General features: G+C 69.8%; 22 protein-coding genes. 17 read left to right on the forward strand and 5 right to left on the reverse strand.

Annotated elements, in window-relative coordinates; genetic code table 11:
- Positions 1-28 precede the first annotated feature (28 nt).
- The 4 genes from zwf to tkt are packed head-to-tail and all read right to left on the reverse strand — an operon-like array spanning position 29 to position 6,571.
- A complete protein-coding gene (gene zwf / locus B116_RS0110265) occupies positions 29-1,546 on the reverse strand; it encodes a glucose-6-phosphate dehydrogenase (RefSeq protein ID WP_018722879.1) in 1,518 nt (505 codons plus the stop codon).
- 31 nt (positions 1,547-1,577) lie between these two features.
- On the reverse strand, positions 1,578-3,242 hold the full coding sequence (locus B116_RS0110270; protein ID WP_027660034.1) for a glucose-6-phosphate isomerase: 1,665 nt from the start codon (positions 3,240-3,242) through the stop codon (positions 1,578-1,580).
- Positions 3,239-4,417, reverse strand: coding sequence for a transaldolase (tal, locus tag B116_RS0110275; protein ID WP_018722881.1), 1,179 nt, complete (start codon positions 4,415-4,417; stop codon positions 3,239-3,241). Before tal ends, B116_RS0110270 begins: the two co-directional genes overlap by 4 nt.
- 15 nt (positions 4,418-4,432) lie before the next feature.
- Entirely contained in the window at positions 4,433-6,571 is a 2,139-nt protein-coding gene (gene tkt / locus B116_RS0110280; protein WP_027660035.1) for a transketolase, read from the reverse strand.
- A 257-nt stretch (positions 6,572-6,828) separates the two neighbouring features.
- Between tkt and B116_RS0110285 the strand changes: the two genes are divergently transcribed.
- The 3 genes from B116_RS0110285 to B116_RS0110295 all read left to right on the forward strand — a co-directional run bounded on the left by B116_RS0110285 (position 6,829) and on the right by B116_RS0110295 (position 9,325).
- Complete coding sequence (locus B116_RS0110285; protein ID WP_026321830.1) at positions 6,829-7,791, forward strand: heme o synthase; 963 nt, start codon at positions 6,829-6,831, stop codon at positions 7,789-7,791.
- A 264-nt stretch (positions 7,792-8,055) separates the two neighbouring features.
- On the forward strand, positions 8,056-8,391 hold the full coding sequence (locus B116_RS0110290) for a hypothetical protein (RefSeq protein WP_018722884.1): 336 nt from the start codon (positions 8,056-8,058) through the stop codon (positions 8,389-8,391).
- Between the two features lie 10 nt (positions 8,392-8,401).
- On the forward strand, positions 8,402-9,325 hold the full coding sequence (locus B116_RS0110295) for an ATP-grasp domain-containing protein (RefSeq protein WP_027660036.1): 924 nt from the start codon (positions 8,402-8,404) through the stop codon (positions 9,323-9,325).
- 174 nt (positions 9,326-9,499) lie between these two features.
- On the opposite strand, the gene B116_RS0110300 is transcribed toward B116_RS0110295, so the two are convergent.
- Positions 9,500-10,477, reverse strand: a complete 978-nt coding sequence (locus B116_RS0110300; protein ID WP_026321831.1) for a COX15/CtaA family protein — start codon at positions 10,475-10,477, stop codon at positions 9,500-9,502.
- A 98-nt stretch (positions 10,478-10,575) separates the two neighbouring features.
- Here B116_RS0110300 and B116_RS0110305 point away from each other — a divergent pair, with 98 nt between their 5' ends.
- The 14 genes from B116_RS0110305 (at position 10,576) to B116_RS0110370 (ending at position 24,058) form a co-directional block, all read left to right on the forward strand.
- Positions 10,576-11,331 (forward strand): helix-turn-helix transcriptional regulator, encoded by a 756-nt coding sequence (locus B116_RS0110305; RefSeq protein WP_018722887.1) that lies wholly within the window; start codon positions 10,576-10,578, stop codon positions 11,329-11,331.
- A complete protein-coding gene (gene sufB / locus B116_RS0110310) occupies positions 11,328-12,758 on the forward strand; it encodes a Fe-S cluster assembly protein SufB (protein ID WP_018722888.1) in 1,431 nt (476 codons plus the stop codon). The genes B116_RS0110305 and sufB overlap by 4 nt, the downstream gene beginning before the upstream one ends.
- Positions 12,759-12,831: 73 nt before the next feature.
- Entirely contained in the window at positions 12,832-14,028 is a 1,197-nt protein-coding gene (gene sufD, locus B116_RS0110315) for a Fe-S cluster assembly protein SufD (RefSeq protein ID WP_027660037.1), read from the forward strand.
- Complete coding sequence (locus tag B116_RS0110320; protein WP_018722890.1) at positions 14,028-14,372, forward strand: non-heme iron oxygenase ferredoxin subunit; 345 nt, start codon at positions 14,028-14,030, stop codon at positions 14,370-14,372. Before sufD ends, B116_RS0110320 begins: the two co-directional genes overlap by 1 nt.
- Entirely contained in the window at positions 14,372-15,145 is a 774-nt protein-coding gene (gene sufC / locus B116_RS0110325) for a Fe-S cluster assembly ATPase SufC (RefSeq protein WP_027660038.1), read from the forward strand. The genes B116_RS0110320 and sufC overlap by 1 nt, the downstream gene beginning before the upstream one ends.
- Positions 15,146-15,170: 25 nt before the next feature.
- Entirely contained in the window at positions 15,171-16,475 is a 1,305-nt protein-coding gene (locus tag B116_RS0110330) for a cysteine desulfurase (RefSeq protein WP_018722891.1), read from the forward strand.
- Positions 16,475-16,951 (forward strand): Fe-S cluster assembly sulfur transfer protein SufU, encoded by a 477-nt coding sequence (sufU, locus tag B116_RS0110335; RefSeq protein WP_018722892.1) that lies wholly within the window; start codon positions 16,475-16,477, stop codon positions 16,949-16,951. The genes B116_RS0110330 and sufU overlap by 1 nt, the downstream gene beginning before the upstream one ends.
- Complete coding sequence (locus B116_RS0110340) at positions 16,948-17,367, forward strand: metal-sulfur cluster assembly factor (RefSeq protein WP_027660039.1); 420 nt, start codon at positions 16,948-16,950, stop codon at positions 17,365-17,367. The genes sufU and B116_RS0110340 overlap by 4 nt, the downstream gene beginning before the upstream one ends.
- 179 nt (positions 17,368-17,546) lie before the next feature.
- Entirely contained in the window at positions 17,547-18,233 is a 687-nt protein-coding gene (locus B116_RS0110345) for a LysE family transporter (protein ID WP_027660040.1), read from the forward strand.
- Between the two features lie 41 nt (positions 18,234-18,274).
- Positions 18,275-18,937, forward strand: a complete 663-nt coding sequence (locus tag B116_RS0110350; RefSeq protein ID WP_263404869.1) for an acVLRF1 family peptidyl-tRNA hydrolase — start codon at positions 18,275-18,277, stop codon at positions 18,935-18,937.
- A gap of 228 nt (positions 18,938-19,165) precedes the next feature.
- The gene (locus B116_RS0110355) at positions 19,166-20,770 is read left to right on the forward strand and encodes an ABC-F family ATP-binding cassette domain-containing protein (RefSeq protein WP_027660042.1); all 1,605 of its coding nucleotides are present in this window, start codon (positions 19,166-19,168) and stop codon (positions 20,768-20,770) included.
- Between the two features lie 156 nt (positions 20,771-20,926).
- Positions 20,927-21,154, forward strand: a complete 228-nt coding sequence (locus B116_RS0110360) for a helix-turn-helix domain-containing protein (RefSeq protein WP_007462679.1) — start codon at positions 20,927-20,929, stop codon at positions 21,152-21,154.
- A 46-nt stretch (positions 21,155-21,200) separates the two neighbouring features.
- Complete coding sequence (locus B116_RS0110365) at positions 21,201-21,968, forward strand: enoyl-CoA hydratase/isomerase family protein (RefSeq protein WP_018722897.1); 768 nt, start codon at positions 21,201-21,203, stop codon at positions 21,966-21,968.
- A 113-nt stretch (positions 21,969-22,081) separates the two neighbouring features.
- Positions 22,082-24,058 (forward strand): ABC transporter ATP-binding protein, encoded by a 1,977-nt coding sequence (locus B116_RS0110370; RefSeq protein WP_033667542.1) that lies wholly within the window; start codon positions 22,082-22,084, stop codon positions 24,056-24,058.
- Positions 24,059-24,080: the final 22 nt, after the last annotated feature.

Raw genomic sequence — 24,080 nt, forward strand, 5'->3', positions numbered from 1 at the left:
CTCCCGGTCTGCTCGCGTCGTTCGGTCGTCACGCCCGCCGCCAGGTGCGGCCCGTCCGGGCCAGCATCTCGTCGGCGCGGCGGGGACCCCATTCACCGGATCGGTAGGGCTCCGGTTTCGTGTCCGCCCACGCCTGCTCCAACGGGTCCACCACCCGCCAGCTCTGTTCGACCTCGGCGGCGTCCGGGAAGAGGGTCCGGTCGCCGATCAGGACATCCAGCACCAGCCGCTCGTACGCCTTCGGACTGGCCTCGGTGAACGCCTCGCCGTACTGGAAGTCCATCGCGATGTCGCGGACCTCCATCGCGGTCCCGGGCACCTTGGAGCCGAACTTGAGGACCACCCCCTCGTCCGGCTGGACCCGGATGACGAGTTGGTTGTTGCCCAGCGACTCCACATCGGCGTCGTTGAACGGCAGGTGCGGGGCCTTCTTGAACATAATCGCGACTTCGGTTACCTGCCGGGGCATTCGCTTGCCGGCGCGGATGTAGAAGGGCACCCCCGCCCACCGGCGGTTCTGGATGCCAAGCTGCACCGCGACGTAGGTCTCGGTGGTCGATTCCGCCGGGACCCCCTTCTCGTCCAGGTAGCCGAGCGCGCGTTCGCCGCCAACCCAGCCGGGCAGGTACTGGCCGCGTACGGTCCCCTGGTCCACATCGGGTGGCAGGGTGATGGCCTTGAGTACCTTGAGCTTCTCGGCGCGGATCTCGTCGGCGGCGAAGCTGGTGGGCTCCTCCATCGCGACCAGCGCGAGCAGCTGAAGGAGATGGTTTTGGAGTACGTCCCGGGCGGCACCAGCGGTGTCGTAGAACCCGGCCCGGGTGCCGATGCCCACGTCCTCGGCCATGGTGATCTGCACCGAGTCGACGTATCTCGAGTTCCACAACGGCTCGAACAGGTTGTTGGCGAACCGCAGGGCGAGGATGTTCTGAACCGTCTCCTTGCCCAAGTAGTGGTCGATGCGGAAGACGTCCCGGCGGGTGAAGACCTCGTCCACCAGGTCGTTGAGCTCCTTCGCCGAGGGCAGGTCATGCCCGAACGGCTTCTCGACCACAACCCGGCGCCACCCGCCGGAGCTGGCATTATCCGCCATTCCGGTGCGGGCGAGCTGCTTGAGCACCACCGGGAACGCCGCCGGGGGGATGGCGAAGTAGAAGGCGGCGTTGCCGGGGATTCCGTGCGTCTGGCGTAGCTTCCCCAACACCCCTGCGAGTTGGTCGAAGGCGTCATCGTCGTCGAACGCCCCGCCGACAAACTTGATGTTGCCGGCCAGCCGCGCCCACACCTCTTCCCGCCACGGCGTGCGGGCGTGTGCCTTCGCCGCCGCTTGGGCGAGGGACTCGAAGTCGCCGTCACCCCAGTCCCGGCGGGCGAAGCCGAGCACGACGAAGCTCGGGGGCAACAGCCCCCGGTTCGCGAGGTCGTACACCGCCGGTAGCAGCTTCTTGCGGGCCAGGTCCCCGGTAACGCCGAAGATGACCAGAGCACAGGGTTCCGGGATGCGGGGCAGCCGTCGATCCTGCGGGTTGCGTAACGGGTTTGTCACGCCGTCTCCTCGCTCCGCCTTGTTATATCCGTCATCGTCGCTTGGGTAGCGCGCCAGCCGCCTCCAACAGCTGCGCCACACCCGCCGACCGGTCGGTCAGGTGTAGCCGCAGCACCGGACGCTTCCGGTCAGCCAGGGCCTGCCGGTCGCCGGCGGCCTGCGCCGCCTGCAACTCCCCGAAGCTGTACGGCTTCCCGGGCACCGGCAGATCAACGTCGACCGTACCGGTTAGCTGGAGGAAACTGCCCACCTGCGGGCCGCCCTTGTGATATTGCCCGGTGGAGTGCAGGAACCGGGGGCCCCAGCCGAAGGTCACCGGCGGGTTGATGGCCTCGGCCAACGCGGGGCGGAGCCGGGCTGCTTCCGCGTCGGCCCCGCGGTCGAGGTACGCCATGACCGCGAGATACCCGTCGTCATCCACGCCGTCGATCAGCCAGCGCAAGGCGCCGGCCAGGTCGTTCGGCACGTCCGCCGGGGCGTACACCTCGATCGCGCCTTCAGTGAACGACGGCTGTTCCGTCGGCGCGCCCGAGGCCAGGATCTTGTTGGTGTTCTCCTTGCTCTCGGTGACGTTCGGTTGGTTGAACGTGTCGATGCCGAGTACCACGCCGGCGACCGCGACCGCGTACTCCCAGGCGAGGAACTGCGCCCCCAACGGCCCGTTGACCGCCACGTCCGGCGTGCCACCGGCACGTTCCCCGCCGCTGAGTTCCCCGGCGGTCAGCGCCCCGCCGTAGCTGATGGTGAGGATGTCTGCGCCGGTGGCGCCCGGGCTGGTCGGCGACTCGACGACGACCGGCAGGATGCCGATTCCGGACTTGCCGGTCGACTCGGCGATCAACTGTTCGGCCCAGTCACCGAGCCCGTCGATTCCGCTGCCGTCCGAGACCAGCGCCACCTTGTCCCGGCCGGCGGTGGCCGCCGCACCCAGCGCGGCACCCAGCGCCAGCGCCGGATTGTCCCGCTCGGCGGCCAACGACCCGGCGAAGGCCTCGGCCTGGTCCAGCAGTTCGGCCACCTCGACCCCGGCCAGCGCCGTCGGAACGAGTCCGAACGCGGTCAGCGCGGCGAAGCGCCCGCCGACGTTCGGGTCGGCCAGCACGGTGAACGCGCCCATTTCGGCAGCGGTCGCCGCCAGCGGCGAGCCCGGGTCGGTAACGATCACGAAGTGCCGTCCGGCCTCCGCCTCGGACATCCCCGCGTCGAGGAACGCCTGCCAGTACGCGCGCCGCTGGCTGTCGGTCTCCACGGTTGAACCGGACTTGCTGGCCACCACGACGACGGTCCGCTCCAGGCGGTCGGCGAGCGCCGCCCGGATCTGGCCCGGATCGGTGGTGTCCAGGATGGTCAGCGGCCGGCCGAGCGTCCGGGCGATCACCTCGGGAGCCAGCGACGAACCACCCATCCCACAGAGCACCACGTGGTCCAGGTCGGCCAGTTCCGAGGTCAGCTCGGCGAGTTGCGGAAGCAGCTCCCGGCTACGGGTGTGGGTGTCGACCCAACCCAGCCGAATCCGCGCCTCGTCCTGGGCCTCCGGCCCCCAGAGCGTGGGGTCCTTCGCCGCCAGTTTGCCGGGAATGCCGGCCGTGGTCACCGCGGTCCGGGTGGAGGCGGCCGCGGCCTGGTCGACCGCGTCCGCCCCGCGCACGGAGAGGCCCGCAGCGGCCTCGACGGGCTGTCCGTGAAGCTCGCTCACGCGTTGCCTCCCGCCCGCTCGGCGGCCTGCGCGTTGTCGGTGGCGGCGTCGCCGGGGTGGTCGATGCCCCGGTTGGCGGCGGCAAGGGAGCGGCGGACACCTTCGAGGAGCTCTTTCCAGCTCGCCTCGAACTTCTCCACCCCCTCGCGCTCCAGGGTGTCGATCACGTCGGTCAGGTCAACCCCCGCCGCGGCCAGGCCCGCGAAGACCTCCCGCGCCTCGTCGTAGCCACCGGTGACGGTGTCACCGCTGGTCTCGCCGTGCTCGGCGTAGGCGTTGATCACCGGCTCCGGCATCGTGTTGACGGTGCCGGGGGCGATCAGCTCCTCGACGTAGATCACGTCCCGGTAGTCCGGGTTCTTCGTTGAGGTAGAGGCCCAGAGCGGTCGCTGCGGATGCGCCCCGGCGTCGGCGAGGGCCTGCCACCGGTCGGAGGCGAAGACCTGGCTGTAGCGCTCGTAGGCCAGTCGGGCGTTGGCGATCGCCGCCCGACCGCGCAGCGCGCCGGCCTGCTCCGAGCCGACCTTCTCCAGCCGCTTGTCGACCTCGGTGTCGACCCGGGAGACGAAGAACGACGCCACTGAGCCGATCTTGGACAGGTCGTGGCCGTTCGCCTTCGCCTGCTCCAGGCCGGTCAGGAACGCCTCCATGACCGCCGAGTAGCGGTCCAGGCCGAAGATCAGCGTGACGTTCACGCTGATCCCCTCGGCCAGGGCGGCGGTGATCGCCGGCAGCCCGGCCTCGGTGGCCGGGATCTTGATGAACAGGTTCGGCCGGTCCACCAGCCACCAGAGTGCCCGTGCCTCGGCGACGGTCTGGTCGGTCTCGTACGCCAGCCGCGGGTCCACCTCCAGCGAGACCCGTCCGTCCACTCCCGCGGTCGCCTCGTACGCCGGTCGCATCACGTCACAGGCCCAGCGCACGTCGTACGCGGTGAGGAGCCGGACCGCCTCCTCGACGTTCACCCCGCGCATCGCGAGGTCATGCAGCTGCCAGTCGTACTCCTTGGCGTCGCCCAGGGCCTTGGCGAAGATCGTTGGGTTGCTGGTCACCCCAACCAGGTGCTTTTCCCGGCGTAGCCGGTCCAGCCCGCCGGAGCTGAGTCGCGTCCGCGAAAGATCATCGAGCCAGACCGCCACGCCCGCGGCGGTGAGCTCACCCAGCCTGTCCGTCATGCCGTCGCGCTCCCCTCAGTTGCCGGTCGGATTACCGGTGATGTCGCCGACCCGGGTAAGCGTGGCGTGCGCCGCACCCACGATCCGGTCCGGGGTGAAACCAAACTGCTCGAAGAGCACCGTGTGTGGGGCGCTCGCCCCGAAGTGCTCCAGGCTGATGCTCTCACCGCAGTCACCGACGAAGGCCCGCCAGGACATCGCGACACCCGCCTCCACGCTCACCCGTGCCCTTACCCCACGGGGCAGGACCGACTCCTGGTACGCCTCGTCCTGGGCCCGGAACCACTCCTGGCAGGGCATGGAGACGACTCGGGTGGGGGTGCCGTCGGCCTCCAGCCGCTCCCGGGCGGTGAGGCAGAGCTGCACCTCCGAGCCGGTGCCGATGAGAATCACCTGCGGCTTGCCCCCGGAGGCCTCAGCCAGCACATACCCGCCGCGGGCCACCCCTTCCGCGCCGTTGAGCACGGATCGGTCCAGGGTCGGCAACGGCTGGCGGCTCAGTGCCAACGCGGCCGGTCGGTCGGTGTGCGTCAGGACCTGCCGCCACGCCCAGGCGGTCTCGTTCGCGTCGGCGGGGCGTACCACGTCCAGTCCGGGGATCGCCCGCAACGAGGTGAGATGCTCCACCGGCTGGTGGGTCGGACCGTCCTCACCGAGGCCGATCGAGTCGTGCGTCCAGACGTAGGTCACCGGCAGCTTCATCATCGCCGCGAGGCGCACCGACGGGCGCATGTAGTCGCTGAAGACGAGGAAGGTGCCGCCGTACGGGCGGGTGCCCCCGTGCAGGGCGATGCCGTTGAGGATGGCGGCCATCGCGTGCTCACGGATGCCGAAGTGCAGCGTTCGGCCGTACTCGTTGCCCGGGAAGTCCTTGGTGGCGTGCTCGGCCGGGATGAAGGATGGCTCACCCTTCATGGTGGTGTTGTTGCTGTCCGCCAGGTCGGCCGAGCCGCCCCACAGCTCCGGCAGCACCGGTGCGAGCGCGCCGAGGACCTTGCCGGAGGCCGCGCGGGTGGCCAGGCCCTTGGCATCGGCGGGGAACGTGGGTAGGGCGTCCGTCCAGTCCGAGGGCAGGGTCCGGGTGGCCAGCCGGTCCCAGAGCGCCCGGCGTTCCGGGTTTGCCTGCCCCCAGGCCACGAAGGTTTCGGTCCATTCGCGCTGGGCGGCGATGCCGCGTTCCAGGACCTGGCGGGCGTGTTTGAGGACGTCCTCGTCGACCTCGAAGGTGCGCTGTGGGTCGAAGCCGAGGAGTTCCTTGGTCGCCGCGACCTCGTCGGCGCCGAGCGCCGAACCGTGAATCTTGCCGGTGTTCCGCTTGTTCGGCGCCGGCCAGCCGATGATGGTGCGTAGCGCGATGAACGACGGCCGCCCGGTCTCCGCCTTGGCTGCCTGAAGCGCGCGGTACAGCGTGGCCACGTCCTCGTGGTAGTCGCCCTCGTCGGCGTCGCCGCGCCGCCAGTCGACGGTCTGCACGTGCCACCCGTAGGCCTGGTAGCGGGCCGCGACGTCCTCGCTCTTGGCGATCCGGGTGTCGTCCTCGATCGAGATCTCGTTGTCGTCGTAGATCACACAGAGGTTGCCCAGCTGCTGGTGAGCGGCGAGGGCGCTGGCCTCGTGACTGATCCCCTCCTCGATGTCGCCGTCGGAGGCGATGCACCAGATGTCGTGGTCGAAGATCGAGGCGCCGGGCTCCGGCTCGGGGTCGAACAATCCGCGTTCCCGGCGGGCGGCCATCGCCATCCCGACCGCGTTGCCCAGGCCCTGCCCGAGTGGGCCGGTGGTGGTCTCCACTCCCGGGGTGTGCCCGTACTCGGGGTGACCGGGGGTGAGGGAGCCCCACTGTCGCAGCCCTTCGAGGTCGGCGAGGCTCATCGGGTAGCCGGAGTAGTAGAGCTGGATGTAGAGGCTGAGGCTGGAGTGCCCAGCGGAGAGGACGAAGCGGTCTCGGCCGGGCCAGGTCGGGTCGGCGGGGTTGTGGCGCATTACCCGGTTGAAGAGTAGGTAGGCCGCGGGCGCCAGGCTCATCGCGGTGCCGGGATGGCCGTTGCCGGATTTCTCGACAGCGTCCATGGCCAGCACGCGGACCGTGTCGACCGCCCGACGGTCGAGGTCGGACCAGTTGAGTGCAGGAAGCTCGGGTCGGTTGTCAGCCACGTTGGTTGTGCTCCTCGGCAGATGGGCGGAACCCTCACCGGTGACCCTATCGAGCGGTCCTAAACGTCCGCCCACGGATCCGTGCATGCTGTTCTCCCGGTTCCGGCCACTTCGTCGCGTACGGGTGTGACGGCTCGCACCGTTGCCGGGTCACCAGGGCAGCCATAACGGCGGCGCGTAGGGTGGGGCGGTGATGGTCCCGGAATGGGGCCCGATCATTTCGACCTCCCCCCGCCCATGCCGGAAGGTGGCAATCCGTGAGCATGATCACCGAGCGCCCCGTCAGCGACACCGCCGGGCAGTCGGTCAGCGCGACGGGGGATGGGGCGGTCGGCTCGCGGCGGGACCTGCGGGCGGTGGTCGCGGCGTATGTGGCGTTGACCAAGCCACGGATCGTGGAGCTGCTGCTGGTCACCACCGTGCCGGCGATGATGCTCGCGCATGGCGGTCTGCCGTCGCTCTGGCTGATGGCGGTGGTGCTGGTCGGTGGGTCGCTGGCGGCCGGCGCGGCCAGCGTCCTGAACTGCTATATCGATCGCGATATCGATCAACTGATGCGGCGCACCAAGCGTCGCCCGCTGCCGGCGCACACCGTCACGCCGCGGAACGCATTGATCTTCGGCTTGGTGTTGGCGGTGGTCTCGGTCACCCTGCTGGCCGTTTTCACCAACGCCCTGGCCGCCGGGCTGACGCTGGCCGCGATTCTCTATTACGACCTGGTCTACACCGCCTGGCTCAAGCGCACGACCACGGCGAACACCTTCTGGGGCGGGGCCTGTGGGGCGGCGCCGGTGTTGATCGGCTGGGCCGCGGTGACCGGCTCCCTCGCGCCGGCCGCTTGGGCGCTCTTCGGGGTCGTCTTCTTCTGGCAGATGCCGCACTTCTACCCGTTGGCGATGAAGTACAAGCAGGACTACGCCCGGGCGGGCATCCCGATGCTGCCGGTGGTGGCGTCAACCCGGCGGGTCAACGCCGAGATTCTCATCTTCGCCTGGCTGACGGTGCTGGTTTCGCTGGTGGCCTGGCCGCTCGGGGCCGGGATGGGGCCGATCTACGGGCTGCCGACTCTCGTCGTGGGGGTCATCTTCCTGGTCGAGGCGCACCGGCTCTGTCGGCGGGCGGCGCGGGGGGACGCGGTCAAGCCGATGCGGCTGTTCCACTGGTCCACCACCTACCTGACCGTCGTCTTCGCGGCGGTTGCGCTGGACGCGTTGATCTGACCGCCCCGCTCCGCCCGTCTCGCCCTGGCTGAGGCAGCGGTATCGGGTTTGACGGTCTCGCCATTGACGTAGGGGAATTTCCGAATGATCGGATACCCGTCACCGTGGTTTATCTTTTGGAAATCCCGTGGCAGGTAATGCGAAAACTATGCAGGTAAATCCGGTCAAAAGGTGCATCTTCGGTCACGCTTTCGGGGTAACTGGCATCACAAAAGGTTCACCGAACTCGCCCGCAAGGGGGGAACTCTGCTTAGGCTTCGCGTCATGGCAGATGGTTCCGATACGACGCTGACGGCCGAGCAGGCCGCCAACGCTCCGGCCCCCAGCGGCCTGGTGGCCGGCATCAAGTCGTTCGCCGCCGGGCACGGTGGGGCGAAGGCGGTCATCGAGTACGTCGGCAAGCGCGGTGCGCGCATCGTCCTTGTCGGCTCCGACGGGGTCTGGGGCGACCAGTTCGCGGACGACACCGTCGCCGCGCGGCAGGCGTGCGCCAAGGCGGGCGTCACTGTCGAGAACGCGTGGGAGCGGGAACTGATGGACCAGATGCGTCCGAGTAACGATCTCTGGCGCTCGATGGCCCGGCGTACGATGGCTCGCTAGGCTCCCGGCTATGGTGATCAATTCGCCCGAGCCGACCCGTGGGGAGCCCCGGGTCGCCCTCGTGACCTGCGCGGCCCTTCCCGACCTGGAGAGTGACGACCGCCTCGTCCGTGCACCGCTTGCGGCCCGTGGTGTCACCGCCGAGGCGGTGATCTGGGATGATCCCGGCGTCGACTGGGCCGGCTATGACCTCGTGGTACTCCGCTCGCCGTGGGACTACCCCGCCCGCCGGGATGCTTTCGTCGAGTGGGCGGCGTCGGTGCCGGCCCTGGCCAACCCGGCGGACGTCGTCCGCTGGAACACCGACAAGCGCTACCTCGAGCAGCTCGCCACCGCTGGGGCGGCCACCGTCCCCACCGCCTGGATCCTGCCGGGGCAGCAGTGGTCGCTTCCCGCAGAGCGCGGGGAGTACGTCATCAAGCCCTCGGTCAGCGCGGACAGCCGGGACACCGGCCGGTACGACCTGGCCGATCCCGAGCACCGGGAACTGGCGCAGGCGCACGTTCGGCGCCTGGGCGCGGCCGGGCGGGTGACCATGGTTCAGCCGTACCTCTCGGCCGTTGACACCGACGGCGAGACCGCGTTGCTCTTCCTTGCCGGCCCCGACGGCCTGCGTTTCAGTCATGCGATCCGCAAGGGCGCGATGCTGACCGGCCCGGACCTGGGGCCGGAGGGGCCGCGTAAAGCCGAGCGGATCACCACCCGCACCGCTACCCCGGAGCAGGTGGCGGTGGCAGAGAAGATCCTCGCCGAGGTTCCAGGCGGACCGGATCGGCTGCTCTACGCCCGGGTCGACCTGATCCTGGGCGAGGGCGAGGTGCCGCTCTTGGTCGAACTGGAGCTGACCGAGCCGTCACTCTTCCTCGGGTACGCCGACGGCGCCCCGGATCGCCTCGCGGAGGCTATCCTGACCCACCTGCACCGCCAACCCTGAAGCACCCTCGCTCGACGTCGTCGGATCGCTGCTGTCGCGCTCCGACGACGTCGGCGCTTGGGCTCCGGAACTCGTCAGTCGGCCGGGGACCGACGACTGGGAGCAGCCTGGCCGGGGCCGACGATTCGGAGCCTGGCCGGGGCCGACGATTCGGGACCGGCCGGGACCGACGACTCAGGCGGGAACGGCGGCCGAGGGCTCGGTCGTGGTGTCGCGGGAGGTAGTGGCGCTTGGGGTGGGGGTGACGGCCGGCTGGCGTTCCCGGGTCGACCGGAGCACCGCGAGGGTGGCCAGCAGCACCAGACAGGAGCCGAGCATGTGGGCGCCGACGAGCAGCGCCGGCAGGTTGGTGAAGTACTGCACGTAGCCGATCACGCCCTGCCCGGCCTCTACCCCGACCAACACCAGCGCGGCCCGCGCGGGTCCGGCGGCGCCGACTGCCCGGAACGCGAAGACCAGAGCCACCGAGAGGCCGATCAGCAGGAACACACCGTCGGCGTGGATCTGGGAGATCTGCTCGGGGTCGAGGCCGTTGCGGGCCGCCCCACCGTCACCGGCGTGTGGGCCGCTGCCGGTGACCCAGGTGCCGACCACGAGTACCGCCACGCAGACCACGGTGGTGATCACCGCGAGTGTGCGCAACGGCCCGGGAACCACCGGCACCGTCGGGCCGTCCGGTTCCGCGATCCGCCGCCAGAGGACGTACGCGAGGGCGATCACGATCATCGAGGCGAGGAAGTGCAGCCCGACCACCCATGGGTTGAGCTTGGTGAGGACGGTGATCCCGCCGATCACCGCCTGCGCCGGGATGCCGAGCAGGACGGCGACCGCGAGTGGCAGCAGGCCGCGTCGCGGTCGGTGGAGCAGGACGGCCACCACCACGGCGAGAGCGACGATGCCGACCGCGAAGGTCAGTAGTCGGTTGCCGAATTCGATCGCCCCGTGCAGGCCCATCTCCGGCGTGGCGGTGTACGACGCGTCGGTGCAGCGGGGCCAGGTGGGGCAGCCCAGGCCGGAGGCGGTCAGCCGGACGGCCCCGCCGGTAACGACGATCAGCACGTTCGCGAGAATGTTGGCGAACGCCAGCCGGCGAAGCATGGTGGTGGAGACCGGGAACCGGGCGGCGACAGTCACGGCGCAAATCCTACGCATCGTAGTGGTGCCATCTTGGGCGGCTCCGTCGCAACGGTGTTTTGGATCACCGGACCCCGAGTTTGCAGGCCTCCGGCGAATTACGTAACGTTGGCGTTGTGAAAAACGCGGCGGGGGTCTCGGGGCGCCAGCCGGCGCCCGTCGGGGTCGCCGGTGGGTCGGCCGTCGCCGATCCGTCAACCCGCGACCGGGTTACCCAGCTGCTGCTGGAGCGGGGCGCCACCACCGCCGCGCAGCTGGGGCACGAGCTCGGGCTCAGCCCCGCCGCGATCCGACGGCACCTGGACGCGATGCTCGCCGAGGGGGATGTCCTCGCCCGTGATCCGGCGATTCGAGGTCACCGCGGGCGCGGCCGTCCAGCCAAGGTCTTTCTGCTGACCGAGGCGGCCCGAGGTCGCTGCGGCACCCACCACTACGACAACATGGCCACCGCCGCGCTGCGCTGGATCGCCCGGGGTGGGGGATCGGCGGCGGTGGCGGCCTTCGCCGCCGAGCAGGTCTCCGCCCTGGAGGCCCGCTGCCTGGCAGCCATGGAAGACGCCGGCGACGACCCGCTCGCCCGGGCGGAGGCACTCGCCGCCGCCCTGACCGCGGAGGGCTACGCTGCCAACGCCTCCACGATCGCCTCGGGGGGCCAGCTGTGCCAACATCACTGCCCGGTGGCACATGTGGCCGCCGAGTTCCCCCAGCTGTGCGAGGCCGAGACCGCGGTGATCTCCCGTCTGGTCGGCACCCACGTGCAGCGCCTGGCGACCATCGCGCACGGCGACGGGGTGTGCACGACGCACATTCCGGCCCAGCCGGGGCGTGTTCAGTCCAGTAAGACCGTCACCACTGTGAGGACAGATAGATGACCGAGCAGATCGTCCAGCCCCTGACCCAGGAGGAGCAGCTCGCCGCCCTCGGTCGCTACGAGTACGGCTGGGCCGACCCCGACGCGGCCGGGGCCGTCGCACAGCGTGGCCTCAACGAGGCGGTCGTGCGGGACATCTCGGCCAAGAAGGCTGAGCCGGCCTGGATGCTCGACCTGCGGCGTAAGGGTCTGCGGTTGTTCGATCGCAAGCCCATGCCGGCGTGGGGTGCCGATCTCACCGGGATCGACTTCGACAACATCAAGTACTTCGTGCGCTCCACCGAGAAGCAGGCGACCAGCTGGGAGGAGCTTCCGGAGGACATCAAGAACACCTACGACAAGCTGGGCATCCCCGAGGCGGAGAAGCAGCGGCTGGTCGCAGGGGTGGCGGCGCAGTACGAGTCCGAGGTCGTCTACCACAAGATCCGTGATGACCTGGAGGAGCAGGGCGTCGTCTTCCTCGACACGGACACCGCGCTCAAGGAGCACGAGGACCTCTTCAAGGAGTACTTCGGCACCGTGATCCCGGTCGGCGACAACAAGTTCGCCGCCCTGAACACCGCGGTCTGGTCCGGTGGCTCCTTCATCTACGTGCCGAAGGGCGTGCACGTGGAGATCCCGCTCCAGGCCTACTTCCGGATCAACACGGAGAACATGGGTCAGTTCGAGCGGACCTTGATCATTGTTGACGAGGGTGCGTACGTGCACTACGTCGAGGGCTGCACCGCCCCCATCTACTCCTCGGACTCGCTGCACAGCGCCGTCGTGGAGATCATCGTCAAGAAGAACGCCCGCTGCCGCTACACCACCATCCAGAACTGGTCGAACAACGTCTACAACCTGGTCACCAAGCGCGCGGTGTGCCACGAGGGCGCGACCATGGAGTGGATCGACGGCAACATCGGCTCCAAGGTCACGATGAAGTACCCGGCGGTCTTCATGACCGGCGAGCACGCCAAGGGCGAGGTGCTTTCGGTGGCCATGGCCGGTGAAGGCCAGCACCAGGACGCCGGTGCCAAGATGGTGCACGCCGCACCGCGCACCAGCAGCACCATCGTCTCGAAGTCGATCGCCCGCGGTGGCGGTCGCACCTCGTACCGCGGTCTGGTGCAGGTGTTGGAGGGTTCACACAGCAGCAAGAGCACCGTGAAGTGCGATGCGCTGCTGGTCGACACCGTCTCCCGCTCGGACACCTACCCGTACGTCGACATCCGCGAGGACGACGTGTCGATGGGGCACGAGGCGACCGTCTCGAAGGTCAGCGAGGACCAGCTCTTCTACCTGATGAGCCGGGGACTGAGCGAGGACGAGGCGATGGCGATGATCGTCCGTGGCTTCATCGAGCCGATCGCCAAGGAACTCCCGATGGAGTACGCGCTGGAGCTCAACCGCCTGATCGAGCTGCAGATGGAGGGCGCGGTCGGCTGAGGCCGCCGAGGCCGGTCGAGCCGACCCGTCCCCGTTACTGACACCGTCGTCGCAGAACAGAACCAAGGAAGAGATGACTACCCAGGCTTCCGCGCCGCCCAGCACCAAGTCGCAGGCGCTGCGCTCATACGATGTCACCGACTTCTCGGCCCTCACCGGTCTGGAGGAGGAGTGGCGCTTCACCCCACTCAACCGCCTGCGGGGCCTGACCGGCGAGGTGCCGGCCAGCGCGGGCGCGGTCCGGCACGAGTACGGCGACCTGCCCGCGGGCGTCACCGTCGAGTCGGTCGCGAAGGACGATCCGCGGATCGGCAGCGTGCTCGTACCGGTGGACCGGATCAGCGCGTTGGCGTACCGCGGTGCGGCGCAGGCGCAGCTGGTGCGGGTCGCCGATGAGGCCGTGCTGGCTGAGCCGGTGACCCTGCGGGTGGTCGGCGAGGGCGCCGACGAGCTCGCCTTCGGGCACACCTTCGTCGAGGTGGGCCGGTTCGCTGAGGCCACGCTGGTGCTCGAGCACGTCGGTTCGGCGACGCTCGCCGACAACGTCGAGGTCACGGTCGCCGACGGCGCGAAGCTGACCTTGGTCACCGTCGCCGACTGGGCCGACGACGCGGTGCAGGCGCAGCACCTGAAGGTGCGGCTGGGGCGTGCCGCCCGGGTACTGCACGTCCAGGTCAGCCTCGGCGGCGACCTGGTCCGGCAGTACACCACCGTGGAGTACACCGAGCGGGGCGGCGAGGCCGAGCTGTACGGTGTCTACTTCGCCGACGAGGGGCAGCACCTGGAGCATCGGCAGCTGGTGGACCACTCGGTCCCGGACTGCCGCAGCTACGTGGGTTACCGCGGTGCCCTACAGGGCGGGAGCGCCCGTACCGTCTGGGTCGGCGACGTGCTGATCCGGGCCGAGGCGACCGGCACCGACACCTACGAGATCAACCGGAACCTGCTGCTCACCGAGGGTGCGCGGGCGGACTCCGTACCCAATCTGGAGATCGAGACCGGGGAGATCGCCGGCGCCGGTCACGCGAGCGCGACCGGCCGCTTCGACGATGAGCAGCTGTTCTACCTGATGGCCCGGGGCATCCCGGAGGCCGAGGCGCGGCGTCTCGTGGTTCGCGGTTTCTTCGCCGAGCTGCTCAACAAGATCCCGGTCGAGTCTCTGCGGGAACGCCTCGGCGCGGCGATCGAGGCCCGGCTGGCCAGTGGGGGGAGCGAGTTCGCCGACCCCACCCACGCGAGCGGGGACATCGCCGCGAAGGCCGGTGCGTGATGATCCGCATCTGCTCCGCCGAGGACGTGCCGAAGGGCAGCGTGGTCAGTGCGGACGTTGACGGTGTGAAGATCGCGATCGTGCACGGCGAGGACGGCACCTTCTACGCCGTCTACGACGAGTGCTCACACGCCGCGGTGGCCCTCTCCGAGGGGGAGGTCGAGGGCTGCACCCTGGAGTGCTGGCTGCACGGTTCGCGGTTCGACCTGCGTACCGGCGAGCCGACCGGGCTACCCGCTACCGAACCCGTCCCCGTCTATCCCGTCGAGATCCGCGACGGCGACATCTACATCCCAGTGGGCGCCGACGGCCGCCCGATGCCAAGCAATGGAGTGACCCGATAATGAGCACCCTTGAGATCCGTGACCTGCAGGTGTCGGTCAAGCTGCCCGAGGGTGAGCTCAAGCCGATCCTGCACGGTGTCGACCTGACCGTCCGGTCGGGGGAGACGCACGCCATCATGGGCCCGAACGGCTCCGGCAAGTCCACCCTGGCCTACTCGGTCGCCGGGCACCCGAAGTACGAGATCACCGGTGGTTCGGTGACCCTCGACGGCGCGGACGTCCTGGAGATGTCCGTGGACGAGCGGGCCCGCGCCGGCCTCTTCCTGGCCATGCAGTACCCGGTCGAGGTGCCCGGGGTGTCGGTGGCGAACTTCCTGCGCACCGCGAAGACCGCGATCGACGGTACGGCGCCGAAGCTGCGCACCTGGGCGGGTGAGCTGCGGGGCTCCATGGAGCGCCTGCAGATGGACCCGGCGTTCGCCCAGCGTAACGTCAACGAGGGCTTCTCCGGCGGCGAGAAGAAGCGGCACGAGATCGTGCAGCTGGAGCTGCTCAAGCCGAAGGTGGCGATCCTCGACGAGACCGACTCCGGCCTCGACGTGGACGCGCTCCGCGTGGTCAGCCAGGGCGTCAACCGGGTCCGGGAGACCGGTGACACCGGCCTGCTGCTGATCACCCACTACACCCGGATCCTGCGGTACATCAAGCCGGACCACGTGCACGTCTTCGTCGCCGGCCGGATCGTCGAGGAGGGCGGCCCGGAGCTGGCCGACAAGCTCGAGGACGAGGGTTACGAGCGGTACGTCGCCGGGGCCGGCTCGGCGCGGGTCTGACGACTTCAAGGAGAGGCCGGTCACGATGACCACCATCGCGATTCCACCGGGGATGCCGCAGTACGGCGACGTGCCAAGCTACGACGTGGCGGCGGTGCGCGCCGACTTCCCGATCCTGGACCGGACGGTCAACGGGCACCCGCTGGTCTACCTGGACAGCGCGAACACGTCACACAAGCCACGGCAGGTGCTCGACGTGCTGCGGGAGCACTACGAGTGGCGTAACGCGAACGTGTCGCGCTCGGTGCACACGCTGGGCACCGAGGCGACCGAGGCGTATGAGGGCGCGCGAGCCAAGGTCGCCGCCTTCATCAACGCCCCGAGCCCGGACGAGGTGGTGTTCACCAAGAACTCCACCGAGGCGATCAACATCGTGGCGTACGCCTTTTCGAACGCGTCGCTGCGTCCCGACGCCGACCCGCGGTTCCGGCTGGGCCCGGGAGACGAGGTGGTGATCTCCGAGATGGAGCACCACTCGAACATCGTTCCCTGGCAGTTGCTCTGTGAGCGCACCGGCGCCACCCTGCGCTGGTTCCCGGTCACCGACCACGGTCGGCTGGACGAGTCGGGCTTGACGGACCTGGTCAACGAGCGGACGAAGATCGTCTCGCTGGTGCACATGTCCAACATTCTCGGCACCGTCAACGCCACGTCCCGGATCACTCAGCGGGTCCGGGAGGTCGGTGCGCTGCTGCTGCTCGACTGCTCGCAGTCGGTGCCGCACATGCCGATGGACGTGGTCGACTACGACGCGGACTTCATCGTCTTCACCGGGCACAAGATGTGTGCTCCGAGCGGCATCGGAGTGCTCTGGGGGCGCACCGAGCTACTGGCGGCGATGCCGCCGGTGCTCGGTGGTGGGTCGATGATCGAAACGGTGGCGATGTCGGGGTCGACCTTCGCCCCGCCGCCGACCCGGTTCGAGGCGGGCACCCCGCCGATCGCCGAGGCGGTCGCGCTGGGCGCGGCGGTGGACTACCTCTCCGGTGTCGGCATGCGGGCCATCCAGTGGCACGAGAAGCAACTCACCGCGTACGCCCTGGATGCCTTGGCGACGGTACCCGAGCTGCGGATCTTCGGGCCGAACGTTCCGGTGGGCCGGGGCGGAACGATCTCGTTCGCGCTGGGTGACATCCATCCGCACGACGTCGGGCAGGTGCTCGACTCGCTGGGCGTGCAGGTGCGAGTCGGTCACCACTGTGCCCGCCCGGTCTGCACCCGGTTCGGGGTGCCGGCCACGACCCGGGCCTCGTTCTACCTCTACACCACCACGGAGGAGATCGACGCCCTCGTGGCAGGGCTGGAGCAGGTGCGGAAGGTGTTCGCCTGATGCAGGTTGACCAGCTTTACCAGGAGATCATCCTGGACCACTACAAGCACCCGCACGGCCGGGGGCTGCGCGACGCGGACGACCCGGCGGCATCCGTCGCCGAGGCGCACCACGTCAACCCGACCTGCGGGGACGAGGTCACCGTCCGGGTCGCCACCGACGGTGCGGTGCTGCACGACGTCTCGTACGACGGGTTTGGCTGTTCTATCAGCCAGGCCTCGGCGAGTGTGCTGCACGAGCTACTCGCCGGTCGTCCGGCCGCCGAGGCGTTCGCGGTGCACGCGGCGTTCGTGGAGTTGATGTCCGGCCGGGGCGAGGTCACGCCGGACGAGGAGGTACTTGGTGACGGGGTGGCGTTCGCGGGTGTCGCCCGCTACCCCGCCCGGGTGAAGTGCGCGCTGTTGCCGTGGATGGCGTTCAAGGACGCCGCGGCACGCGCCGGTGTGGACACGAGTCCGACGGAGGTTCAGGGATGAGCGAGGACACTGCCACCGAGGCCACGCCGGCCCCTGGTGACGGCGCGACCGGTGCGGCGGCTCCGGCGGGCATGCCGGCCGCGAAGGCCGGCAAGGCCGCCGTCGCCGACGTCGAGGAGGCGATGAAGGATGTCGTCGACCCCGAGCTGGGCATCAACGTGGTCGACCTGGGTCTGCTGTACGGCGTCCACGTTGACGACGACAACGTCGCCACGCTGGACATGACGCTCACCTCGGCGGCCTGCCCGCTGACCGACGTCATCGAGGACCAGGCGCGGTCGGCCCTGACCACCGGTCCGGGGGGCGGGTTGGTCAACGAGATGCGGATCAACTGGGTGTGGCTTCCGCCGTGGGGCCCAGACAAGATCACTGACGAGGGGCGCGAGCAGCTTCGGGCGCTGGGCTTCAACGTCTGACCACGGTGCCCGTCGGGAAGAACCGGTAGCCGGGCCCGTCGGGGAAAACCGGTAGCCGCGGGCGTTGGGTCGGCGCAGGATGACGGCATGACCGAGGCGTACCTGTTGCCGTTTCCGGTCCGCGTGTCCGGGGCCGGGCGCCGACAGCGAACTCGACTGGCCGGGGCGGGCTCGGCCCATTGCTCACAACCATGACCAGGGTGTTCCTGGCTGGGCTGGCCGCCGGATTCGGGGTGGCCATCCCAGTCGGCGCCATCGCGGTACTTGTCATGGGGTTGGCCGCGCGGACCTCGTTCCGGGTGGGGGCCGCCGCGGCCCTCGGTGTCGCCACGGCCGATGGCCTGTACGCGGCCGTCGCTGCCCTCGGCGGTGCGGCGTTGGTCACGGTGCTCACCCCGGTCGCAGGTCCGCTCCGGGTGGTCGCCGCGGTGGTACTGCTCGCCTTGGCGGGCCACACTGCGGTGCGGGCCCTGCGCTCCGCCCGGCCGGGTGCGCTTGCCGGCACCGATTCCACCTCCGGCGGTCCGGACTCCGGCAGCCGACCGTTCGCTGGCGGCCGGGGCCTGGAGACGCCGCCACGGGCGTTCGCCGGGGTACTGGCGTTGACCCTGTTGAACCCCGCCACCGTCGTCTACTTCGCGGCGCTCGTGCTCGGCCGTCAGGACTCCGCAGCCCCGGCTCTGCCGGCCGCCGGGGCGTTCGTGCTCGGTGCGTTCCTCGCCTCGGCGAGCTGGCAACTAATGGTCGCCGGGGGTGGCACGATGGTCGGTCGGGTCCTCGCCGGTCCCCGTGGCCGGCTCGGCACGGCCCTGGTGTCCAGCGCCATCATCGCTGCTCTCGCCGTCGTCATGGTCGTGGCGGCCTGACCCGACGAAGGGTGGCCGGGAGGCAGGGGTAGGTTCGGGGTGTGCGTAGTAGGCCCGCAGCGGGAGGCGGCCGGTGGGTCGACGTGGACCCGGGCCGGGTAGCGCGCTGGGTCGCCGGCTTCGCCGACCGGCACGGTCCGTCGATCTCCACCCCGCAGGAGTACGGGCTGCTGTTGACCGCCCCGGACGGTACGACCGCCGAGTTGCATACCCCGCCCGGCGCATCGGGCGCGGTTGACCTGGACGGGTTCCTGGCGGCCGTGTCCCAGCCCCGGCGGATCGGCCTGCTGCTCGCTCGCAAGGGCGCGGTGGCCCTCGGCGTCGCCGAGGGAGCGGAGCTGGTCGTGTCGAAGGTCGATACGCATTACGTGCAGGGCCGGACGGCGGCCGGCGGCTGGTCGCAGCAGCGGTTCGCCCGGCGGCGGGAGAACCAGGCGAAGGCGGCGGTGGCGGACGCGGTCGAGCTGGCTGTGCGCCTGCTGCTGCCGGCGGCTCCGACGCTGGCAGCCCTGGTCTGTGGTGGTGACCGCCGGACGGTTGACGCGGTGCTCGCGGAGCGTCGGCTGGCTCCGCTGGTCGGGTTGCGTGCCGAGCGCCTCCTGACCGTGCCGGAGCCCCGCCGTGCCGTGCTGCTTGACGCCATTCCCGCCGCCCGAGCCGTCCACATCCTCGTCCGCGATTCCGAGGTCGGGGGCTCCGCGTAACGCCGGATCCACCACCGGGCCGGTGGTGGATCCGGCCCACGGTCGGTAGCCCAAGCTGGTCAGTGATCTTGGCGGGATATTCCGCGGGACCGGGTGGGGAGTGTCCCGGTACACTTGCCGGGTGCTGCTCTGCGAAGGCTGAACCGCCCCGCACCGACGGTCCTTCGGCCCGCCGGTGCTTTCGCGTGCCCTGAGTCAGCCCTCCACCCCGAGAGCGAGTCTTCCGACATGATCACTGCCACCGGCCTGGAGCTCCGCGCCGGCTCCCGAATCCTGCTCTCCGACACCACGCTGCGGGTGCAGCCGGGGGACCGGATCGGCCTGGTCGGCCGCAACGGCGCCGGCAAGACCACGACGCTGAAGGTGCTGGCCGGGGAGGGGCAGCCGTACGCCGGTCAGCTCGACCGCCGCAGCAACATCGGTTACCTGCCGCAGGACCCACGCACCGGCGACCTCGACGTGACCGGGCGGGACCGGGTCCTCTCCGCCCGCGGCCTCGACCAGCTGATGGCCCGGATGACGGAGCTGGAGGCGAAGCTCGCCGAGGAGCCGGACGACAAGCTGGTCCGCCGCTACGGCGCCCTGGAGGACCAGTTCGCCTCGCTCGGCGGCTACGCGGCCGAGGCGGAGGCGGCCCGCATCTGCGCCAACCTCGGGCTTCCCGACCGGGCGCTGGCCCAGACCATTGGCACCCTCTCCGGCGGCCAGCGCCGCCGGATCGAACTGGCGCGGATCCTGTTCCGCGACGCGGGTGAGAACGGCGGCGGCATTCTGCTGCTCGACGAGCCGACCAACCACCTGGACGCCGACTCGATCACCTGGCTGCGCGGGTTCCTCGCCAACCACAAGGGCGGCCTGATCGTGATCTCCCACGACGCCGCTCTGCTGGAGGCGGTGGTCAACAAGGTCTGGTTCCTCGATGCCACCCGTTCGGTGGTTGACGTCTACAACCTGGGGTGGAAGGCGTACCTGGAGGCGCGGGAGACCGACGAGCGGCGCCGCCGCCGGGAGCGGGCCAACGCGGAGAAGAAGGCCGGCGCGCTGATGGCGCAGGCGGACAAGATGCGGGCCAAGGCCACCAAGACCGTCGCCGCCCAGAACATGGCCCGCCGGGCCCAGCGGCTGCTCTCCGGTTTGGAGGAGGTGCGGGTCTCCGACAAGGTGGCGAAGGTGCGCTTCCCCACGCCCGCGGCGTGCGGTCGTACCCCGCTGACCGCGAGTGGACTGTCGAAGTCGTACGGATCGTTGGAGATCTTCACCGATGTGGATGTCGCGGTCGACCGCGGCTCCCGGGTGGCGATCCTCGGCCTCAACGGCGCCGGTAAGACCACCCTGCTGCGGATCCTCGGTGGCCTGCTGGAATCGGATACCGGTGAGGTGCGGGCCGGACATGGGCTCCGGCTGGGTTACTACGCCCAAGAGCACGAGACCCTGGACGTCGAGCGGACGATTCTGGAACACATGCGCAGCGCCGCGCCGGAGCAGAGTGACACCGATCTGCGCCGGATCCTCGGTGCGTTCCTCTTCTCCGGGGAGGACGTGGAGAAACCCGCCGGAGTGCTCTCCGGCGGGGAGAAGACCCGGCTGGCCCTGGCTACCCTGGTCTGCTCCGGTGCGAACGTACTGCTGCTGGACGAGCCGACGAACAACCTCGATCCGGTCAGCCGGGAGCAGGTGCTGGATGCCATCGCCCGCTACCCCGGGGCGATCGTGCTGGTCACGCACGATCCGGGTGCGGTGACCGCGCTCAAGCCGGATCGGGCCATCCTGTTGCCCGACGGGGACGAGGACGCCTGGAGCGACGACCTCCTGGAGTTGGTCGAGCTGGCCTGACCGGTCCGTGGGCCCGGGCTTCGCCCCCTATCGGGAAGCCGACAATGCATAGCGTGTCGGTTGGCGAATAGTTGATATCTGGCGCATGATCGTTCGAGGCGGTCTAATAGGTGGGACCGTATCCGAACCGCACAGTCTGGGACGTGAGGACACAGCATGGCAGCCACTGGCACAGCCACCAGCACTGAGAAGGGTCGCCGGATCGTCGGGGCCGAGCGTCAGACGCTCGCCAAGGACCTGGTCAAGCGGTACACCTCGGGGGAGAGCATCCGTGCGCTCGCGGCCTCAACCGGCCGCTCCTACGGATTCATCCACCGGGTGCTCACCGAGTCCGGGGTGCAGCTGCGGCAGCGCGGCGGCGCCCGGCGTCGCAAGAAGGCGTGAGCCACCGAACGGCGTCACCCATCAGCACCGTTCCCCGGGCCGCCCGGTGACTGCCGAGGCGACCGGGGTCCGGCTCGAGTGCGACGGGGCGGTGGCCACGGTCACGCTGGCTCGGCCCGACGTGCTCAACGCGCAGACTCCGGCGATGTGGCAGGCGTTGCGGGACTTCTCCCGGAAGCTCCCCGGCGACGTGCGCGTCGTGGTCGTCCGCGGTGACGGACGGGCCTTCTCCGCTGGCCTTGACCTGTCAGTGGCGGGTGCTTCCGGGCCAGGTTCCTTCGCCGAGCTGTCCACCCTGCCCGAGCAGGAGTGCGCGGACCGAATCGCCGAGTTCCAGGACGCCTTTACCTGGCTGCACCGCCCCGACCTGGTGTCGATCGCGGCCGTGCAGGGGCACGCGATCGGCGCCGGCTTTCAGCTGGCGCTCGCCTGCGACCTGCGGGTACTCGCCGAGGACGTCCGGTTTTCCATGGCCGAGGTGACGCTCGGCCTGGTCCCCGACCTGGCCGGCACCAAGCGTCTGGTCGAGCTTGTGGGCTACTCGCGAGCCCTGGAGCTCTGCGCCACCGGGCGGCGGTTGGACGCCGCCGAGGCGGACCGGATTGGGCTGGCGACCCTGGTCGTGCCGGCCGGGGAGCTGGCCGGCGCGGTCAGTGACCTGACGGCGGGGCTACTCGCCAATGATCGGGACGCGGTCGTAGAGATCAAGGCGCTACTCGCCGGCGCGCCCGGCCGTACCCCGGCCGAGCAGGAACGGGCCGAACGGGAGGCGCAGACCCGGCGGCTGCGCGAACTCGCCGGCCGGGGAGAGTAGTAAGGGCCGTACGGGAAGATTCGGGTTACTGACCGGGTTGTCACAGGCGTCGGGAGAATCGACCCGGAGGTTGTGGTCGGCCCGATGACCCGGAGGTGAGCGTGTCCAATCCGATGTCCGGCGGCGGCATGGGTGGCTGGAGCATGCTCCGGTCAATGCGTAGCCACGACGAGATCTCGGCGCACCGGCTCCAGCGTGGGGTGGCGCGTCGGATCGTCGGCTTCGCCCAGCCGTACCGGCGGGACATCGTCGTCTTCCTGGCTACCGTCGTGCTGGCCGCGATGATCGGGGTCGCCACCCCGGTGCTCGCCGGCAAGGTGATCGACGCCATCACGCGGGGCGGCACCGAGGCATCCTCCCTGGTCGTTCGGCTGGCGTTGGTGATCGCCGCGCTCGCGGTGGCAGATGCGTTGCTCTCGCTCGCCCAGCGGTGGTATTCGGCCCGCATCGGTGAGGGCATCATCCTCGACCTGCGGACCCGGGTTTACGACCATGTCCAGCGGATGCCGTTGCAGTTCTTCACCCGGACGCAGACCGGGGCGCTGGTCAGTCGACTCAACAACGACGTGCTCGGCGCGCAGCGCGCGTTCACCTCGACCCTGTCCGGGGTGGTCAGCAACGTCATCCAGCTGGTGCTCACCGCGGCGGTGATGTTCACCTTGTCGTGGCAGATCACCGCATTGTCGTTGGTGCTGCTGCCGGTGTTCATCATTCCGGCCCGCCGGGTCGGGCGGCGCCTCGCCGAGATCACCCGAGAGTCCTACAACCTCGACGCGAAGATGAACGCGACGATGACCGAGCGCTTCGGCGTCTCCGGGGCACTGCTGGTCAAGCTCTTCGGCCAGCCCGACAATGAGGCACATCGGTTCGCCGCGCGGGCCGAACGGGTCCGGGACATCGGTATCCAGTCCGCGATGTACTCGCGGACCTTCTTCGTAGCGATGCTGCTGGTCGCCTCGCTCGCGCAGGCGCTCACCTACGGGCTGGGCGGGTGGCTGGCGGTCACCGGCAGCGTCAGTGCCGGCACCGTCGTAACGCTCGCGTTGCTGCTCACCCGGCTCTACGGCCCACTCACCGCGCTGTCCAACGTGCGGGTTGACGTGATGAGCGCGTTGGTCTCGTTCGACCGGGTCTACGAGGTGCTCGACCTGCAACCCGCCATCACCGAGAAGGCCGCTGCCGTCACCGTGCCGCGCGGCGACGGTCGGGTCGAGTTCCGGTCGGTGCAATTCCGCTACCCGAGCGCCGCCGAGATTTCGCTGGCCTCCCTGGAGGAGGTCGCCGCCCTCGATCGGACGGTCACCGAGCCGGTGCTCCGAGGCGTGTCGTTCGCCGTCGAGCCGGGGCAGATGGTCGCCCTGGTCGGGCCCTCCGGGGCGGGCAAGTCGACCCTGTCCATGCTGATCTCTCGGCTCTACGACGTTACCGACGGTCAGGTGCTCGTCGGCGGGGTTGATGTCCGGGACGCCAGCCTGGACTCCCTGCGCGACGAGATCGGTGTCGTCACCCAGGACTCACACCTGTTCCACGAGACCATCGCCGAGAACCTGCGGTACGCCAAGCCGGCGGCCACCGACGACGAACTCTGGGCGGCCCTGGCCGGCGCCCAGGTGGCGGATCTTGTGCGGGCGTTGCCCGACGGCCTGGACACGGTGGTGGGCGAGCGCGGCTATCGCTTCTCCGGCGGTGAGAAGCAACGCATCGCGATCGCCCGGGTCCTGCTCAAGGCGCCCTCGATCGTGATCCTCGATGAGGCCACCGCGCATCTGGACTCGGAGAGCGAGGCGGCGGTGCAGCAGGCGCTCTCGGTAGCGTTGACGGGGCGGACCGCGCTGGTCATCGCGCACCGGCTCTCCACGGTGCGGGAGGCCGACCAGATTCTCGTACTCGATCAGGGGCAGATCGTCGAGCAGGGGCGACATGAGGAACTGGTCGTCCTGGGCGGGCTCTACGCCGAGCTGTACCGGACGCAGTTCGCGGTCGCCGACTCGCCGACGCCGTACCAGGACGCGACCGGGCCGGAGCCGGTGACGCTGCCGATGCGCTCCTACGTTGCCGAGGAGGCGCTGCCGCCGGCCGCCGCCAACTAGCCAGCGCCGCTCCTCGACCGAT

It is taken from the genome of Salinispora fenicalii, assembly GCF_000514815.1.
GTDB classification, from domain to species: domain Bacteria; phylum Actinomycetota; class Actinomycetes; order Mycobacteriales; family Micromonosporaceae; genus Micromonospora; species Micromonospora fenicalii.

Coding starts and splice junctions, on each gene's coding strand:
- B116_RS0110295 (WP_027660036.1), top strand. CDS start 8,402: ATGGTGATCAATTCGCCCGAGCCGACCCGTGGGGAGCCCCGGGTCGCC.
- tal (WP_018722881.1), bottom strand. CDS start 4,417: ATGACGGACAGGCTGGGTGAGCTCACCGCCGCGGGCGTGGCGGTCTGG.
- sufC (WP_027660038.1), top strand. CDS start 14,372: ATGAGCACCCTTGAGATCCGTGACCTGCAGGTGTCGGTCAAGCTGCCC.
- B116_RS0110355 (WP_027660042.1), top strand. CDS start 19,166: ATGATCACTGCCACCGGCCTGGAGCTCCGCGCCGGCTCCCGAATCCTG.
- B116_RS0110300 (WP_026321831.1), bottom strand. CDS start 10,477: ATGCGTAGGATTTGCGCCGTGACTGTCGCCGCCCGGTTCCCGGTCTCC.
- sufD (WP_027660037.1), top strand. CDS start 12,832: ATGACTACCCAGGCTTCCGCGCCGCCCAGCACCAAGTCGCAGGCGCTG.
- B116_RS0110330 (WP_018722891.1), top strand. CDS start 15,171: ATGACCACCATCGCGATTCCACCGGGGATGCCGCAGTACGGCGACGTG.
- B116_RS0110370 (WP_033667542.1), top strand. CDS start 22,082: ATGTCCGGCGGCGGCATGGGTGGCTGGAGCATGCTCCGGTCAATGCGT.
- B116_RS0110340 (WP_027660039.1), top strand. CDS start 16,948: ATGAGCGAGGACACTGCCACCGAGGCCACGCCGGCCCCTGGTGACGGC.
- B116_RS0110290 (WP_018722884.1), top strand. CDS start 8,056: ATGGCAGATGGTTCCGATACGACGCTGACGGCCGAGCAGGCCGCCAAC.
- sufU (WP_018722892.1), top strand. CDS start 16,475: ATGCAGGTTGACCAGCTTTACCAGGAGATCATCCTGGACCACTACAAG.
- B116_RS0110360 (WP_007462679.1), top strand. CDS start 20,927: ATGGCAGCCACTGGCACAGCCACCAGCACTGAGAAGGGTCGCCGGATC.
- B116_RS0110320 (WP_018722890.1), top strand. CDS start 14,028: ATGATCCGCATCTGCTCCGCCGAGGACGTGCCGAAGGGCAGCGTGGTC.
- sufB (WP_018722888.1), top strand. CDS start 11,328: ATGACCGAGCAGATCGTCCAGCCCCTGACCCAGGAGGAGCAGCTCGCC.